General features: G+C 40.2%; 11 protein-coding genes. 6 read left to right on the top strand and 5 right to left on the bottom strand.

Translation table 11 applies throughout. The annotated features are described in order from the left end of the window. The first annotated feature begins 63 nt into the window (after positions 1-63). Complete coding sequence (locus QRD02_RS00560; RefSeq protein ID WP_290252945.1) at positions 64-1212, top strand: alpha/beta hydrolase; 1149 nt, start codon at positions 64-66, stop codon at positions 1210-1212. 3 nt (positions 1213-1215) lie between these two features. On the opposite strand, the gene QRD02_RS00555 is transcribed toward QRD02_RS00560, so the two are convergent. Beyond that, entirely contained in the window at positions 1216-1866 is a 651-nt protein-coding gene (locus tag QRD02_RS00555) for a response regulator (protein ID WP_290252944.1), read from the bottom strand. Next, the gene (locus QRD02_RS00550) at positions 1859-4729 is read right to left on the bottom strand and encodes a sensor histidine kinase (RefSeq protein ID WP_290252943.1); all 2871 of its coding nucleotides are present in this window, start codon (positions 4727-4729) and stop codon (positions 1859-1861) included. Before QRD02_RS00550 ends, QRD02_RS00555 begins: the two co-directional genes overlap by 8 nt. A gap of 46 nt (positions 4730-4775) precedes the next feature. Here QRD02_RS00550 and radA point away from each other — a divergent pair, with 46 nt between their 5' ends. The 3 genes from radA (at position 4776) to QRD02_RS00535 (ending at position 8738) form a co-directional block, all read left to right on the top strand. Next, positions 4776-6137, top strand: coding sequence for a DNA repair protein RadA (gene radA, locus QRD02_RS00545; RefSeq protein ID WP_290252942.1), 1362 nt, complete (start codon positions 4776-4778; stop codon positions 6135-6137). A 33-nt stretch (positions 6138-6170) separates the two neighbouring features. After that, the gene (locus QRD02_RS00540; protein ID WP_290252941.1) at positions 6171-7307 is read left to right on the top strand and encodes a M23 family metallopeptidase; all 1137 of its coding nucleotides are present in this window, start codon (positions 6171-6173) and stop codon (positions 7305-7307) included. Positions 7308-7373: 66 nt separating this feature from the next. After that, complete coding sequence (locus QRD02_RS00535; RefSeq protein ID WP_290252940.1) at positions 7374-8738, top strand: acyl-CoA dehydrogenase family protein; 1365 nt, start codon at positions 7374-7376, stop codon at positions 8736-8738. Positions 8739-8756: 18 nt separating this feature from the next. On the opposite strand, the gene QRD02_RS00530 is transcribed toward QRD02_RS00535, so the two are convergent. Beyond that, the gene (locus QRD02_RS00530) at positions 8757-9794 is read right to left on the bottom strand and encodes an NADP(H)-dependent aldo-keto reductase (protein WP_290252939.1); all 1038 of its coding nucleotides are present in this window, start codon (positions 9792-9794) and stop codon (positions 8757-8759) included. Positions 9795-9825: 31 nt separating this feature from the next. Continuing rightward, complete coding sequence (locus QRD02_RS00525) at positions 9826-10596, bottom strand: exodeoxyribonuclease III (RefSeq protein ID WP_290252938.1); 771 nt, start codon at positions 10594-10596, stop codon at positions 9826-9828. A 211-nt stretch (positions 10597-10807) separates the two neighbouring features. On the opposite strand from QRD02_RS00525, the gene QRD02_RS00520 reads away from it, so the two are divergent. Together QRD02_RS00520 and QRD02_RS00515 are read left to right on the top strand one after the other, a co-directional pair. Then, positions 10808-14272: a DUF8818 domain-containing protein gene (locus tag QRD02_RS00520; protein ID WP_290252937.1), complete on the top strand. Its 3465-nt coding sequence runs from the start codon at positions 10808-10810 to the stop codon at positions 14270-14272. A 37-nt stretch (positions 14273-14309) separates the two neighbouring features. Beyond that, positions 14310-14693 (top strand): hypothetical protein, encoded by a 384-nt coding sequence (locus QRD02_RS00515; RefSeq protein WP_290252936.1) that lies wholly within the window; start codon positions 14310-14312, stop codon positions 14691-14693. Between the two features lie 68 nt (positions 14694-14761). On the opposite strand, the gene QRD02_RS00510 is transcribed toward QRD02_RS00515, so the two are convergent. Further along, positions 14762-16300 carry a glycine--tRNA ligase gene (locus QRD02_RS00510; RefSeq protein ID WP_290252935.1) on the bottom strand — a complete coding sequence of 513 codons (1539 nt, stop codon included), beginning with the start codon at positions 16298-16300 and terminating at the stop codon, positions 14762-14764. Positions 16301-16306 lie beyond the last annotated feature (6 nt).

Below are 16306 nucleotides of genomic sequence, written 5' to 3'. Positions count from 1 at the left end.
CTTCGAAAAAACCACAAATTCAAAAATTGTTATCTTTCCGAAGATTAAAAAAAAATCTACCCAATGAAAAAATTGTTGCTTTTCGCTTTATGCGCTTTTATCAGCCATGCCTCAATTTCCCAAATAATTTATGAGGAATTCAACTCCTCCAAATTGGGCGAATCCCGAAGATTGAAAATTCAACTTCCACGGAATTACGATTCAAACGTTGAAAAAAAATATCCCATAGTTTTGGTGCTGGACGCCGATTATCTTTTTGAGCCCGTTGCTGGAAATGTGGATTATTTCAGCTATTGGGAAGACATGCCGGAGTCTATCGTAGTTGGAATTATGCAGGGAGACAGCCGTTATGACGATTGCGCTTATGATGACAATACTTTTATGCCGGGGGAAAAAGGCGCTAAATTTTTCGAATTTATCGGTATGGAACTGCTGCCGTATATTGATGGAAAATATCGTACCGCAAAATTCATAATTGGCGTTGGGCACGATTTTACGGCAAATTTTCTGAATTATTATCTTTTTAAGGATCCGCCTTTGTTAAACGGTTATATTAACCTAAGCCCGGATATGGCACCGATGATGGAAGATCGACTTATAGAGCGCATTCCGAAAATACCGGGGAAGATATTTTATTATGTTGCAACGGGGACGGACGATATTAAGGGATTAATGGAAGCGGCCGAAGATCTGAACAGCCGTTTGAGCGGACTGAAAAGTAATTCCTTCAGTTACTATTATGACAATTTTGACGGCGCCACGCATTATTCCCTTGGCGGCCGCGGTATTCCCAACGCATTGGAAAAAATATTTTCAGTTTATAGGCCTATTAGCAAAAAGGAATACAATGAGGTTTTGTTGAAAATGGACACGCCGATTCACCAATATTTGTTGGATAAATATAAAGTGATTGAAGATCTTTTCGGAATAACGAACAACATTCGGGTTAACGATTTTATAGCTACCGCAACCGCTGCAGAAAAGAAAAGTCAGTGGGAATCGCTTCGTGAAATTGCGACACTCGCCAAAAGACAATACCCGAATACGGTGCTTGGAGATTATTATTTAGGACGCTATTATGAAGAAACTGGGGAGCCAAAAAAGGCGATGAAAATCTACCAAGGAGCTTATGACAAGGAAGAAGTTGATTTTATTACGATTGATAAATTATTGGATAGAGCGGACAAAATAAAAAGTGATTTCGGGTATTAATTTCTAAAGCTCCTTGATAAGATTTCTGTTTAAATAAGCCCAATTGGTAAGAACATTAGTGTGGGTATTTTCCATTTCCAATTTCAAAATAATGTTGCTGCGGTGTTTTTCAACGGTCCGAATGGAGATAAAAAGCTTTTCGGCAATTTCACCGCTGCTTTTTTGCTCTGCCACCAATTTCAGTACAGTTTTTTCCGAAGAAGTTAAATGTTTCATTTTTTTTAATTCCTCCGAAACGCTGACTAGTGAGGCTGGAACGAAGGAATGACTAAAATAAGTTTCATCTTTTAATACGGTATCAATACAAGTTTCGATTTCGGAAAAGGAATCTTCCTTTAGCAGATAACCATTAATTTGAAGCGCCTTGGCTTGGGAAATGTATTCATTCTCTTTGTGAAAGGATAATATTATAAATTTGGTTTGCACGTTTTTCTGTTTGGCCATTTTTATTACCTCAAACCCTGTTAAAAGTGGCATATCAATATCTAAAAGAGCTAGTGTTGGGTTATGGGTTAAAATAAGTTCCAACGCCTGCATTCCATTTGCACCCTGCCCGACCACGTTATAATTGCTGGCCGCCAATTCATCGTGTAGCCCTTTGAGGATCATCGGGTGGTCGTCCGCTATTATTATTGAAATATCTTTTTTATGCATTTATTAGTGGAATGGTTAAAGTGACGGTGGTTCCTTTATTGATTTGGCTTTTGATGTCAATTTTTGAATGAAGTATTTTGGCGCGTTCCAAGATTGTTTTCATACCTAAACTATCACTGGTTTTAACTTTTTCGGAAAATTCAAACCCTATTCCATTGTCAGAAATAATAGCTTCAATACTATTCTTCTTCTTTTCAATGGTTATTGAGGCAGCTTTGGCCTCAGCATGTTTTACCATGTTGTTTAGCACTTCCTGAATAATTCTATACAAATGTAGCGATGCTTCCTTGCTTAACAATGCATCTATGTCCTCAATTTCGTGCGTAAAAAAAATGCTGGTATTAGAGTCCACTTCATCAACCATATTTCTGATGGCTACTGTGGGTCCTAAACGTTCAAGTGTTGCGGGATGCAACCCTTTGGAAATGGACCGAAGTTCCTGTAACGTATTTGTTGCCAAGAATTCCATTTCCTGGTTTCCTGTAGATTTCGTTTTTTTTGTGAGGAGCATAAGTTTTTGACCCACACTGTCGTGCAGTTCGCGTGCCACGCGGGTTCGCTCCTCCTCTTGTGCTTTTATTAAATTATGGGTGAAGGCCTCGTTTCTTTTTCGTTCGGCCTGATTTTTATAATAATAAAAAAGAAAAACAGCTATTGAAGTTCCAAAAATCAAGAACACCCAAAAAAACCAAGTTTTCCAAAATGGTACAGATATTTTGAACGAATATTCATAAGGTGCAGTTTGCCAAACTCCATTACCATTGTCCGCCCGGAATTCAAACGAATAATCGCCCGGAGGTAAATATGAAAAAACGACGTTCGGATCTTTAGTAGGTAGGGACCACTCATCTCCATCTCGAAGACCCCTCATTCGGTACTGATAGTAAACATTCTCCGGATTAGTGAATGTAATTGCCTCCATTGAAAAGCTTAAATAATTTTTTTGATAGGGTAGGACAATACCATTTTTTGTTCGGTATAAGCTATCGGCAAGAGGTTCGGAAAATAGGAGAATCTCTGAAATGGCAAGCTTGGGAGGTTGTGTGTTGGGAATATATGCTTTCTCGTTAAAGGCTAATATTCCGCTTAGAGAGGTTGCGAGTACAGTTTTATCACCCGTAATCAGAAGTGAATTTAAATCAATATGATTTTCCAGAAAATTGGCGGTAGTGTTGAATTTCTCCGCCTTTATTGTATCCTTTTTAAGCAGAAGATTCAAATCCACTTTCAAAAGCATGTCCCTTCCCGCCAACCATAAATTGTTGCCATCCACTTTCAATGCGCGAAAATGTTTTAAACCGGTAAACCGATCCAGGTTAAATTTCCGTATTTTGAAAATGCCGCGATCCAACGAAATGTGGTATAGATTTTTTTCGCTTCCGGCAAGCACTTCATTTTCATTGATGGCATCCAGACTTCTGAAATCAAAATGAACTTTCGGATGAAGGCCCGGAATAGTATCGGTGCCGGTTTCATCCATTTGAAACAATCCTCCCAATTTGCAAAGTATATAACGGTCTCCAATTGGTTTAATGGATATTGATCTTCTCGTGTTTATAAAATAAGTGGAATCTTTTGCTAGAATCTTGATGTTATCAGTACCAAAAAGATAAGTTTTTTCCTTTGCCTTGAACAATTGATTGTAATCACCTTCGTCTATAAGTGTAGGATTCGCGCTGGTTTCTAACAGCTCAAAAACAGCACGATTGGTATTGAACAGCATATTATTTTCTGGAGTAACGAAAAGCGTTTTTACTGCATCCCCTTTTATTACTGGGCTAATTTTTCCAGTTGCATCCATCATCAAAAGGCCTTCATCACTGGCTATGGTCAATTTATTATTCCATTCTGCAACGGCATTCACCGAGGGCAAACCCTGGGTTTTATCATAAATTTTGAAAGCAGTATCCCTGAATCGAATAATCCCTTCGCCAAAACTGGTCATCCAGTGATTACCTTCGGTATCCTTAATCATCCGATAAATGTATTTTGTGGGCAAACCTTGCGATTCATTAATAGTTCTTAAATCACCGGTCTGCTTATTGAATATTCCAAATCCGTTGCCCTCGAAGCTTAAATAAAGTTCATTTTCATTTTCTCCGTATATTCCATATATCCGGTTGTTGTCAAAATCCTCAGGTTTGAATCTGAATTTATTTAATTTCCCTTGGGAAATTTGATACAATTCGCCATATGCGCCAACCCAAACATCTTTTTTGGAATCCACGAAAACCGAGTAGCAAATATTATTTACGCCGTCTTTTTCATTATAAATATTTTCAATATTCAGCGGGTTTAGGGTCATCTTAAAAATACCTTTCTTTAAGGAAGCCAAAAAGATGGTATTGCTGTCGTACCAAGCGGCGTACTGCAACCCCGCAATCTGATTGTCTTCTGTACCCTTTAATAAATAATCTAATTTTCCATTTTTGTAAGTTACAATCCCATTTAAAAAAATGAGGTAAATTGTGCCGTCCACACCTTCCAAAATTTTGGTGGCACTTCCCAAAAAATTAAAATCCACCCCAGTGGGGTTGGTTATTTTCCCATTTTCAATTATGCTTATGCCATTGTCCAACGTGCCGGCCCAAATTCTGCCTTTGGAATCCTCAAAAATGCTGAACACAATGTTTGATGCTAAACCCTCATCCGTCGTGAAGTTTTTAAAAGTTTTCCCGTTAAAGCAGCTAATTCCACCGGTACTGCTCACCCAAATTCTATTTTGGCTGTCTTGGATTATTGCGAAGGTTTCATTATTGACCAATCCTTCCTCAGTTTTGTATTTTTTAAACTGGTACCGCTGGGCATTTATTGAAATTGTACAACTAAAAAATAGAAAAAATGTGAGGAAAAGGCATTTCATTTAATGAAGATTTGTAGCGTAAATATATTTATTTTAGCCAAACATTATGACCAAAACAAAAACCACTTTTTTCTGCCAAAACTGCGGCGCCCAATATGCCAAATGGCAAGGACAATGCAATAGTTGCAAGGAATGGAACACCATTGCGGAGGAAATTATCCAAAAAGCCGAAAAAGTAAGTTGGAAATCTTCTGAAAACATTTCAAAAAGAGTGGCCAAACCACAGCGCATTTCAGAAATTTCAACCCAATCCGAAGCACGGTTAAATACAAAAAACAATGAACTGAATCGAGTGCTTGGCGGCGGCTTGGTGCCGGGTTCGTTAACGCTTTTGGGAGGTGAACCCGGCATTGGCAAAAGTACGCTGATGTTGCAGATTGCGCTGCAACTTCCCTATAAAACGCTGTATGTTTCGGGCGAGGAAAGTGCGCAGCAAATAAAGATGAGGGCCGAAAGAATACAACCGATTTCTGAGAATTGTTTCATTTTAACCGAAACAAAAACCCAGAATATCTTCAGAAATATTGAAGAAATTGAACCCGATATTGTGGTGATTGATTCCATACAAACGCTGCACACCGATCATATTGAAAGTACCGCCGGAAGCATTTCACAAATTCGGGAAACTACTGCCGAGCTTATAAAATTTGCAAAGGAAACCGGCACGCCCGTAATTTTAATTGGCCACATTACAAAAGACGGAAACATCGCCGGTCCAAAAATTTTGGAACATATGGTTGATACTGTTTTGCAATTTGAAGGCGATCGAAACCACATTTACCGAATCCTCCGAGCCAATAAAAATCGGTTCGGAAGTACAAATGAATTGGGTATTTACGAAATGCAGGGCAGCGGTCTTCGCGAAGTTTCCAACCCCTCGGAAATATTGATATCGAAAAATGACGAAGATTTAAGCGGCACCGCAATCTCCGCAACTTTGGAAGGCATGCGTCCGCTTATGATCGAAATTCAAGCTTTGGTAAGCAGCGCCGTTTACGGCACCCCGCAACGCAGCGCCACGGGCTACAACGCAAAACGTTTGAATATGATTCTCGCTGTTTTGGAAAAGCGCGCGGGCTTCAAACTTGGTGCAAAAGATGTGTTTTTAAACATTACCGGTGGAATAACCGTTGACGACCCCGCAATAGATTTGGCCGTGGTCGCCGCCGTGCTTTCCTCAAATATTGACATTGCCATTGACAAGCGCCTATGTTTTGCTGCTGAAGTGGGACTCGCCGGTGAAGTACGCCCCGTAACCCGTGTGGAGCAACGTATTTTGGAGGCCGAAAAGCTTGGTTTCACTTCCATCGTTGTTTCAAAATACTGCAAAATTCCGAAGCAAAATTTTCATATTAATATTATTAAAGTTGCCAAAGTGCACGATGTTGTTCGCCATCTTTTTGAATAATTTTGGTACAATTTCTGCTAAATTAGCGATGCTATGAAAAACAGAAATTTATCTTATATTTTAATTCTTTTCAGTTTAATAATTGTAAGCTGTAAGCAAGTCCAAAAAGTTGCGGATGTGGTAATCCAACCCACTGCCCGTGAGGTTTACGAACGCAATTTCAAGAAAGATGACCCACTTTTGGTACGGTGGCAAAATGCTTTTGAAAAAGCGAAAAGGGACAGTCTTCAAATAACACTCCCTTATTCGGAAAGTGGGATTTTTTCTTCGGAAAATTTTCTCGTGTACAGTTACAATCTTCAATTAAAAGAGGGTGAAAAATTAGTAGTTGAGGTTGAAAAAAATCCCGATACTGCCAATGTTTTTATCGATTTATTTCAGCAGCAAAATGACTCGATTCAAACTTTTCAATTAGTGAAAAGTTCTGAAAAAAAATCTGCATCTCTTTCTTTTGAAATTGACAAAAGTGACGTATATAAAATAATCGTACAGCCCGAAATGAAACGGGAAATCCCCTTTGTTTTAAAAATCTATTCGCAGCCCATGTATGCCTTTCCTGTAAGCGGCGCAACCAACGAAAATGTACAGAGCTTTTGGGCAGATCCACGAGATGCGGGCCGGCGTTCGCACGAAGGGGTTGATATTTTCGCTGCCCGCGGCACACCGGTTGTGGCCGTTGCCGATGGCAGAATTGGTTTTACGGGCGAGCGCGGTTTGGGTGGTAAACAGGTTTGGCTTCGGGACGGACTTTTTGGCAAAAATGTGTACTATGCACATTTAGACAGTGTAGCAGTTTCTTCGGCGCAACGTGTTAAATTAGGCGATACCCTTGGTTTTGTTGGCAATACCGGCAATGCCAAAACCACTGCACCCCATCTTCATTTTGGGATTTATCGAAATACCGGCGCCGTAAATCCGTATCCATATATAAAAATGACCGAAATCCAGCAGGTAAAGGATACTGTAAAAAGTGTATCCGCCACCGTCTCAAAAAATAGGGCGGAGTTGCGGAAAGGTCCTGCCGCGGTTTTTAAGCAATTCGCATCGTTGAAAAAAAATGACACAGTTTTTATTCTCGGGAAAAATCAACAGTGGTTCCACATTCAGGTTCGCGACAGTTTAAAGGGTTTTGTACACCAATCCTTGCTGAAGGAGCTTCCATTGAATTAACTTTTTTTTAGCCATTTAAAAAGGTCATAACATTATCTTTAGAATTCAATTCTGAAAAACTCCGTTATGTCCATTTTCTCCAAAATTAAGCAGACCATACATTTAATGAAAGAAATTGACCTTGATGCGTTGGGGAAACTCTCGCAAAAGGTAGATCTTTCCGAAATTATGAAAACCGTGGGTGAACTTGATGATAGACAATTGGCGGGTTTAATGAAAATGCTGAAACACAAAGGCGGAAAAAAAGGGCAGCACAAATTGCCGCCCATTGATGGCGATTTTTATGATTTGGCCTTAAAACTTTCACCCGAGCAACGCGAACTGCAAATAAAAGTCCGAAATTTCATGGAAGATGAAATCCGCCCAATTGCCAATGAATATTGGAACCGGGCGGAATTTCCATTTCAAATTATTCCAAAAATGGCTGAACTCGACATTTGCGGAATTTCTTACGAAGGAATCGGGAAATATCAACAGCCATTTTTAATGGAAGGAATCATTGCAATGGAATTGGCCCGGGTGGACGTTTCTATTTCCACATTTTTTGGCGTTCACAGCGGGTTGGCGATGGGCTCCATTTACGTATGCGGAAGCGAGGAACAAAAGCAGGAATGGTTGCCGAAAATGCAACGGATGGAAGCAATTGGCGCCTTTGGTTTGACGGAACCAGAAGTGGGCTCAGCCGTAGCGGGTGGTTTGGGAACAACGTGCAGGCGGGAAGGTGATGATTGGGTATTAAACGGACAGAAAAAATGGATTGGAAACGCCACATTTGCTGATGTTACCATCATTTGGGCGCGCGATGAAGCTTCGGACCAGGTGAAGGGATTTTTGGTAAGAAAGGGAAATCCAGGTTTTGTGGCTGAAAAAATCGAAAATAAAATGGCACTGCGAACCGTGCAAAATGCAATTATAACATTGACTGATTGCCGCGTGCCGGAAAGCGATAGACTCCAAAAATGTGATTCATTTAAAGATACCGCTAAAGTTTTAAAGATGACTCGCGCTGCCGTAGCGTGGCAGGCGGTGGGTTGTTCGCGCGGAGCGTATGAAGCAGCTTTGAAATACACAAAAAAACGTGAACAGTTTGGAAAACCAATTGCTTCTTTTCAATTGATACAAAACCACTTGGTGGAAATGGTTGCGAACCTTACAGCCATGCAGACCATGTGTTTCCGCCTTTCCGAACTGCAGGATGACGGTTTGTTGACCGATGAACACGCTTCACTCGCAAAAGTTTTTTGCAGTATGCGAACCCGTGATGTAGTTAGCCAAGCTCGCGAAGTTATGGGCGGAAATGGGATACTTTTGGAGTATGATGTTGCCCGTTTCGTAGCCGACGCTGAAGCAATTTATAGTTACGAGGGTACCAAGGAAATCAATTCTTTGATTGTGGGGCGGGCCATTACTGGATATAGTGCGTTTGTGTAAAGCCAACTCCAGCGAAGCCTAAGGCGCCGGATTCGGAATTTGATGATGAACCGCATCAATCTCTTTTAAAATTTCTTTTGAAAGTGAAATGTAGATGCTGTCAATGTTTTCGGAAAGTTGCTCGATGGAAGTGGCACCGATGATTGGAGCTGTCACAAATTTCTTTTGAAGAATAAATGCCAAAGACATTTGCGCAAAGCTTAAATTGTGTTTTTTAGATATATCAAAATATTTTTCGATGGCTTTAAAAGCCTGCTTGCTGCTGTAGCGCGTGTATTGTTTAAATTGGTTTATTCTTGAATTTTCATCAGCTTTACCGACTAAATATTTTCCGGTAAGTGTTCCGAAACCCAATGGAGAATAAGCCAAATAGCCAATGTTTTCGCGATGAAGAATTTCCGAAAGACCAATTTCATCTTTTCGGTTTACCAAATTATATGGATTCTGTACCGAAGCAATTTTCATTTTCCCCTTTCGAGATTCCTCAATGCAACGCATTACCCCAAAAGGAGTTTCGTTTGAAAGTCCAATATGGCGGATTTTTCCAGCATTTACAAATTCCTCTAAATGAGTTAAAACTTCAGAAAAATTATCGTTCCATTTCTCATCTACTTTATGTGAATAATCGCGTTGCCCAAAATAATTCGTGTTTCGCTCCGGCCAATGCAGTTGGTATAAATCGATGTAATCCGTGTGCAATCTTTTTAAACTAGAATGAATAGCATCTTCCAAAGATTTTTTGCTAAAATCCAAAGGTGTGCGGATGTGATCCATATTTCGACTGGGCCCGGCAATTTTTGAAGTAATAATTAAATCGGCCCGATTTTTATTTTTTGAAAGCCAGTTCCCAATGTAGGTTTCAGTTCTTCCCTGGGTTTTAGGGTTCGCTGGCACGGGATACATTTCGGCACAATCAATAAAATTAATTCCTTTTTCAATGGCGAAATCAAGTTGCTCGTGTGCTTCGGCTTCAGTGTTTTGTTGCCCCCAAGTCATTGTGCCGAGGCAAAGTTTGCTGATTTTTAAATTGGTGTTGGGTAGGGTTGTGTATTTCATTGTAATTTGCTAATAAGAAAGATTCCTTTTGCTACGCAGGAAATTCGAGTTCCACCAAGTGCGGGCAATGGTCACTGTGCATCGCATCAGGCAAAATTACGGCACGTTTCAAATTTTTCTGCAACGGTTCAGAAACCATACAATAATCAATTCGCCAACCTTTGTTATTGTTGCGCGCATTGGCACGGTAGCTCCACCACGTATAATTGTGCGGTTCTTTGTTGAAATGGCGAAAACTGTCTATAAAGCCACTTTTCATAAATCCATCGAGCCATTTCCGTTCAACGGGTAAAAATCCGGAAACATTGGCGTTGCGGATTGGGTCGTGAATATCAAGCGATTCGTGGCAAATGTTGTAATCGCCGCAAATCACCAAATTTGGGATTTTCATTTTCAGACTGTCAATATATTTCTGAAAATCGGCCATATATGTGAATTTGTGCTCCAACCGGTTTATGTTTGTGCCGCTGGGCAAATAGAGACTCATCACCGAAACATCGTCAAAATCTACACGAATATTTCTTCCTTCGGCATCCATATATTCAATGCCGGTGCCGTATTCCACGTGATTCGGTTTTATTTTTGAAAAAATTGCTACGCCACTGTAGCCTTTTTTTACGGCGCTGTACCAATAATGATAGGGATATCCGGCGGCTTCAATTTGCTCAATTTCCACTTGGTCAAAATTCGCTTTTGTTTCCTGCAGACATATAACATCCGGATTTGCAGCTTTTAGCCAATCTATAAAACCTTTGCGCATTGCGGCGCGGATGCCATTTACGTTGTATGATATTATTTTCAAAATTGAAGTTTTTCTGTATTTCTTTCAGTATTTTCCTGCGAAAAGCTCCGTTATGATTATTCCACAGAGTTTCGCGGAGGCCCGTAGAGTTCCACGGAGGGTTTGCGTTTGCTAAAGTAAATAAGATTGTATTTTTACGCCAATCATTTCCCAAAAGGTTATCACCAAAAAACCGACAAAATAAAAACCTAAGTGTTTAGTTTAATAGTTGATGAAGTTTTACCTGTTTGTATCTTTTCTTTTCCTTGCGGCAATTGGCCAAGCGCAGGATATTTCATCAAATTATCGCCAGAAAAAAGTGGCGGTGAAGGATACTGTGGTTTTGGACAGTGCCGGCATAAACCCCACACGATTTATAATAACGGATAATGCCGGAAATACGCCAAGCCCTTTTAGTTATAGAATTGATTTTAAAAAAGGAACCATTATTTTTTCTGAAGAACTGCAACAGCAGCAAGATTCCCTCACCATACAATATTTACAATATCCCGATTTTCTGACCCGGGATTATTTTGTCCTCGACCCAAGCATTATTGTTGAAAATACAGGTCAAATGGATAAATTATATTCGTTGGACGAGAATACGAATAAAAATATTTTTACTCCTTTTGACGGTTTGAATACCTCGGGAAGCATTTCGCGCGGCATTACTATTGGCAATAATCAAAATGCGGTTGTGAATAGTGAATTGGATCTTCAAATCACGGGAAAATTGAGCGATAAAGTTTCCATCCGCGCGTCCATTCAAGATGCCAATATTCCCACTCAAGAAGGTGGCTATTCCCAGAGTTTGAATGAATTTGATCAAATTTTCATCGAGCTTTTTGGTGAAAACTGGAACATCCGTGCAGGCGATATAGATCTTCAAAACAACAATAGTTACTTCGGAAGGTTCACCAAAAAAGTACAGGGAATTTCCCTTGGCGGAACTTTTAACAATGAAGATGGTTCAAAAATTTCGGCTTTTGCCTCTGGGGCTTTGGTACGTGGCGTTTTTTCCAAAAGCGAATTTATTGGCCAGGAGGGCAATCAGGGCCCGTACAAATTGGTGGGGCCAAATGGCGAACTTTATATTTTGGTAGTTTCGGGGAGCGAGCGGGTTTATGTGAATGGTCTTCTTTTGAAAAGAGGCGAAAACGAAGATTATGTTATTGATTACAACGCCGGCGAAATAAAATTTAATCCCACTTATCCAATAACCAGCAATATGCGCATTACTGTGGAATATCAATACACGGACCGAAGCTATACTCGATTTATAGGCTATGGCGGCGGAAATTATACTAGTGAAAAACTAGATTTGGGCGTGTATGTTTATTCAGAAAATGATGCGAAAAACCAACCGTTGCAACAAAATTTAACCGAGGAGCAAGTGGACATATTGAAATCAGCTGGCGATGACAAGGATTCAATGGTGGCACCTTCTGCGGTGCCGGACACATATTCCGAAAATAAAATTCTCTATAAAAAGGAAATCAGCAATGGTGAGGAAATTTTCGTTTTTTCAAATAATCCGGAGGATGAACTTTTTAGCGTGCGGTTTTCGCTGGTAGGCAATAACAACGGCAATTATGTGATTGGCGATGCAAATGCCATAAGTCGTATTTTTGAATATGTACCGCCCATAAATGGGGTAATGCAGGGGAATTACGAACCGGTAATTAGGCTCAATGCGCCAGTAAAACTGCAGGTTGGTGGCTTAAACGGCAGTTTTCATCCTTCGGAAAAAACCAGAATTGACTTTGAGGTTGCGGGAAGCCAAAACGATCTCAATCTATTCAGTGATATTGATGACAATAACAATGATGGTTTTGCTGGCAGATTGGCTTTTAAACAGCGTGTACTGACAACAGCAGATACCCTTAAATTGGATGCCTTTGGCTCTTTGGATTTTGTTCAAAAGGATTTTAGAACCATTGAAAGGCTATATAATATTGAATTCAGCCGTGATTGGAATCTTATAAATCCTATGGGAAATCAAAGTTTTGTTATTTCCGGTTTCGAAGTTTCGCATCCAAAAATTGGCGGTGGGCGATATGAGTTCCAAAATCTGAATTATTCCGAAAATTTTAATGGTACGCGGCATGTTATTGCTTCCAATATAAAAATGAAAAACTTACGATTGCTTACTTACGGAAGCTTTTTGGACAGTAAGGCAGATACCATAACTTCCAGATTTTTCAGATTGAATAATACCTCCACCTATTCATTTGAAAAGGCCTGGGTTGGGGGAAAGGTGGCTTTGGAAAATAATGAAATTAAGGATGTTTCGCGAGATAGCATTTCTCCCATAAGTCAAAAATTTACAGCCTTTGAAGTGTTTTCGGGCATTGGCGACAGCACGCGGGTTTTCGTGGAAGCGGGCTATCAATTTCGGGTGAATGATAGCGTGCGCAACAATATGCTTCAAAAAGTAAATTCGTCGAATACCTACTATTTAAAATCGAAGTTGATAAATACCGAAAATACCGAACTTTCGGCCTTTGCCAATTACCGGACTTTAAAGTATGAAAATGTTGCAGGTGCTGGTTTTGACCCAAATGATTCTCTTCCCACAACCAGTAATAACCGCGAAACCGAGCGCTCCCTAAATTCGCGAATAATTTACAATCAATCGCTTTTTGATGGCGGCGTTCGCTTCAATACCGCCCTGGAATCCAACAACGGGGTGATACCGCAGCAGGAATTTACCTATTTAAAAACCGAACCGGGTCAGGGGGTTTATACGTGGATAGATTATAACAACAATGGTATTCAAGAGCTCGAGGAGTTTGAGGTTGCGCAGTTTCAGGATCAAGCGGAGTATATTCGGATTTTGCTTCCGAACCAAATATTCCTAAAAATAAGGCAGAATAAGTTCAGTCAAATTTTAACGTTGAACCCCCAAAATTGGTCCAATAGGGAAGGTTTCCGAAAAGTGCTCTCCCATTTCTACAATCAATCTTCGTATGTTTTGGACCGAAAAGTGAGGCGAAAAAATGATGGTTTCAACATAAATCCATTTGAGGATGGCGGTGAAGATCAATTGGGCTTGACATTGAATTTTCGGAATGCGTTGTTCTTTAATCGGGGGAAGCAATACTTCACCACAAGCTATACTTTTATTTCCACCTCCAGCGACAATTTGTTGGCCGTGGGTTTACAGCGAAATGAATTGAAAAGCCACCAGTTTAACTTCAACCATAAATTTTGGGAAAGTTGGTTGTTGAATTTAAAAGCCGCCACGGGCAGCAATGAAAGTATTTCAGAGAATTTTGCCAACAGAAATTATCGCTTGGATGGATATGAATTCAACCCGAAGCTTTCATATTTATTCAGCCAGCAGGCCCGGTTTGACGTGTTCTATGAATTCGCAAACCAGGAAAACCAATTGGGCGAAATGGAAAAACTGGACCAGCAAACCATAGGATTTTCATTTGCATATACCAATGCCGAAAAAATTTCGATTAACGGCGAGTTTAATTATATCGATAATAAATTTGATGGAAGTCCCTTTTCTCCCGTTGCTTACCAAATGTTGGAAGGGCTGCAGCCGGGCACCAATTTTACATGGCGCTTGCTTTTTCAAAAAAGATTAACCAAATATCTGGACGCAAATCTATCCTATTTTGGCAGAAAAAGCGAAACAACCAATACGGTTCATACGGGAAGTATTCAATTACGGGCTTATTTTTAATTTTTGTATCTTCATAAACCACTTAAAAAAAATTAAAATGTTGTCCAAAATTTCCATTTCAATACTTCTTTTTGGGTTTTCGGTTTTATCCTGCGTGTCTTCGCAAAACAAATCACTAAATGTGGAAACAAATAGTCCGGCCGAAATTGAGGCCAAGAAAATTCTTGGAGAAAAAATGATGGCCGATGGCTACTTACCGGGCAGAATAATTTATTCTGATTTGGCCGATGATTGTGAATACACCATCCAGTTAAAAGATGGCGATAAGGATTTTTATTATGTAGATCCCATAAATTTGGATGAAATCTTTAGAAGAAACAATCTCACGATTTGGGTAAAATTTAATGGTTTACGAAGAATGAACCGCTGTGAGAAAGCCGCGCCGGTATCAATTACAGAGATAAAAAACCGAGATGAATAGGTGGAAAAAAAGGAGGATAAACTAATATCCTCCCCTCTTGAAATATAGAATTAACCACTTAAAAAAATTTATTCGGAAAGCCAATTTTTGTATGAGATGGTTTCCTTCATTTTTTCTGAAATCTCTTCAATTTTAATTCGTTCCTGTTGCATGGAGTCTCGATAACGTATGGTTACCGTGTTGTCCTCGAGGGTTTGATGGTCCACGGTAATACAAAATGGAGTTCCAACGGCATCTTGGCGACGATAGCGTCTACCAACGGCGTCCTTTTCGTCATAAATAACGTTGTAATCCCATTGAAGATTTTGGATTATATTTTGGGCAATTTCGGGAAGCCCATCTTTTTTCACCAATGGAAGAATAGCAGCCTTCACAGGCGCCAGAATTGCGGGCAGTTTAAGAACGGTGCGCACGCTTCCATCTTCCAAAGTTTCGTCCTGGAGCGAGTGGCTCAAAACCGCCAGGAACATTCTATCCAGGCCTATGGAGGTTTCCACAACGTAGGGAACGTAATTTTCATTAAGTTCCGGATCAAAAAATTGTAGCTTTTTTCCAGAGAATTTTTCGTGAGCCTTTAAATCGAAGTCGGTTCGGGAATGGATTCCTTCCAATTCCTTAAAACCGAAAGGAAAGTTAAACTCAATATCGGCGGCGGCATTGGCGTAATGTGCCAACTTCTCGTGGTCGTGGAAACGGTAATTTTCTTCGCCCATTCCCAATGAAAGATGCCATTTTAATCGTGTTTCTTTCCAGTATTCATACCATTTCAGTTCCTCGCCCGGACGAACGAAGAATTGCATTTCCATCTGTTCGAACTCTCGCATACGAAAGATAAATTGTCGGGCCACTATTTCATTACGGAAGGCTTTTCCGGTTTGTGCGATGCCGAAAGGAATTTTCATTCTTCCGCTCTTTTGAACGTTCAAGAAATTCACAAAAATACCTTGTGCCGTTTCGGGCCTAAGGTAAAGATCCATGGCATTTTCTGCGGAAGCGCCCAATTTTGTACCAAACATTAAATTGAATTGGCGCACCTCGGTCCAGTTTCTAGAACCTGTTTCGGGATCAGCAATTTCAAGCTCTTCAATAAGAGCCTTTACATCGGCCAAATCTTCCTTTTCTAAAGAATGGGCCATTCGCGCCAGAACGTTCCGCTGCTCCTCCAAATATTTAACAACGCGGGGATTGGTTGTTATGAACTGTTGTTCGTCAAAGTTATCGCCAAAACGAACTTTCGCTTTTTCAATTTCCTTTTGAGCTTTTTGATATTGTTTTTCCGCATATTCCTCAATTAGCACATCGGCGCGATATCTTTTTTTGGAATCCTTATTGTCAATTAGCGGATCATTGAAAGCATCAACGTGGCCCGAAGCTTTCCAAGTGGTGGGGTGCATCAATATTGCGGAATCGATTCCCACAATATTTTGGTGCATGTAAACCATACTGCGCCACCAATATTCACGAATATTTTTTTTCAATTCCACTCCGTTCTGCGCATAATCATATACGGCGCTCAAGCCATCATAGATTTCACTGGATGCGAAAATATACCCATACTCCTTTGCGTGGGAGACTACTTTTTTGAATTGGTCTTCATTGTTTGCCATAGCGCA

This window comes from Aequorivita aurantiaca, assembly GCF_030410135.1.
Classification (GTDB): Bacteria; Bacteroidota; Bacteroidia; order Flavobacteriales; family Flavobacteriaceae; genus Aequorivita; species Aequorivita aurantiaca.
This window is presented reverse-complemented; position numbering and strand designations above follow the sequence as displayed.

Coding starts and splice junctions, on each gene's coding strand:
- radA (WP_290252942.1), top strand. CDS start 4,776: ATGACCAAAACAAAAACCACTTTTTTCTGCCAAAACTGCGGCGCCCAA.
- QRD02_RS00510 (WP_290252935.1), bottom strand. CDS start 16,300: ATGGCAAACAATGAAGACCAATTCAAAAAAGTAGTCTCCCACGCAAAG.
- QRD02_RS00550 (WP_290252943.1), bottom strand. CDS start 4,729: ATGAAATGCCTTTTCCTCACATTTTTTCTATTTTTTAGTTGTACAATT.
- QRD02_RS00540 (WP_290252941.1), top strand. CDS start 6,171: ATGAAAAACAGAAATTTATCTTATATTTTAATTCTTTTCAGTTTAATA.
- QRD02_RS00560 (WP_290252945.1), top strand. CDS start 64: ATGAAAAAATTGTTGCTTTTCGCTTTATGCGCTTTTATCAGCCATGCC.
- QRD02_RS00515 (WP_290252936.1), top strand. CDS start 14,310: ATGTTGTCCAAAATTTCCATTTCAATACTTCTTTTTGGGTTTTCGGTT.
- QRD02_RS00535 (WP_290252940.1), top strand. CDS start 7,374: ATGTCCATTTTCTCCAAAATTAAGCAGACCATACATTTAATGAAAGAA.
- QRD02_RS00555 (WP_290252944.1), bottom strand. CDS start 1,866: ATGCATAAAAAAGATATTTCAATAATAATAGCGGACGACCACCCGATG.
- QRD02_RS00530 (WP_290252939.1), bottom strand. CDS start 9,794: ATGAAATACACAACCCTACCCAACACCAATTTAAAAATCAGCAAACTT.
- QRD02_RS00520 (WP_290252937.1), top strand. CDS start 10,808: ATGAAGTTTTACCTGTTTGTATCTTTTCTTTTCCTTGCGGCAATTGGC.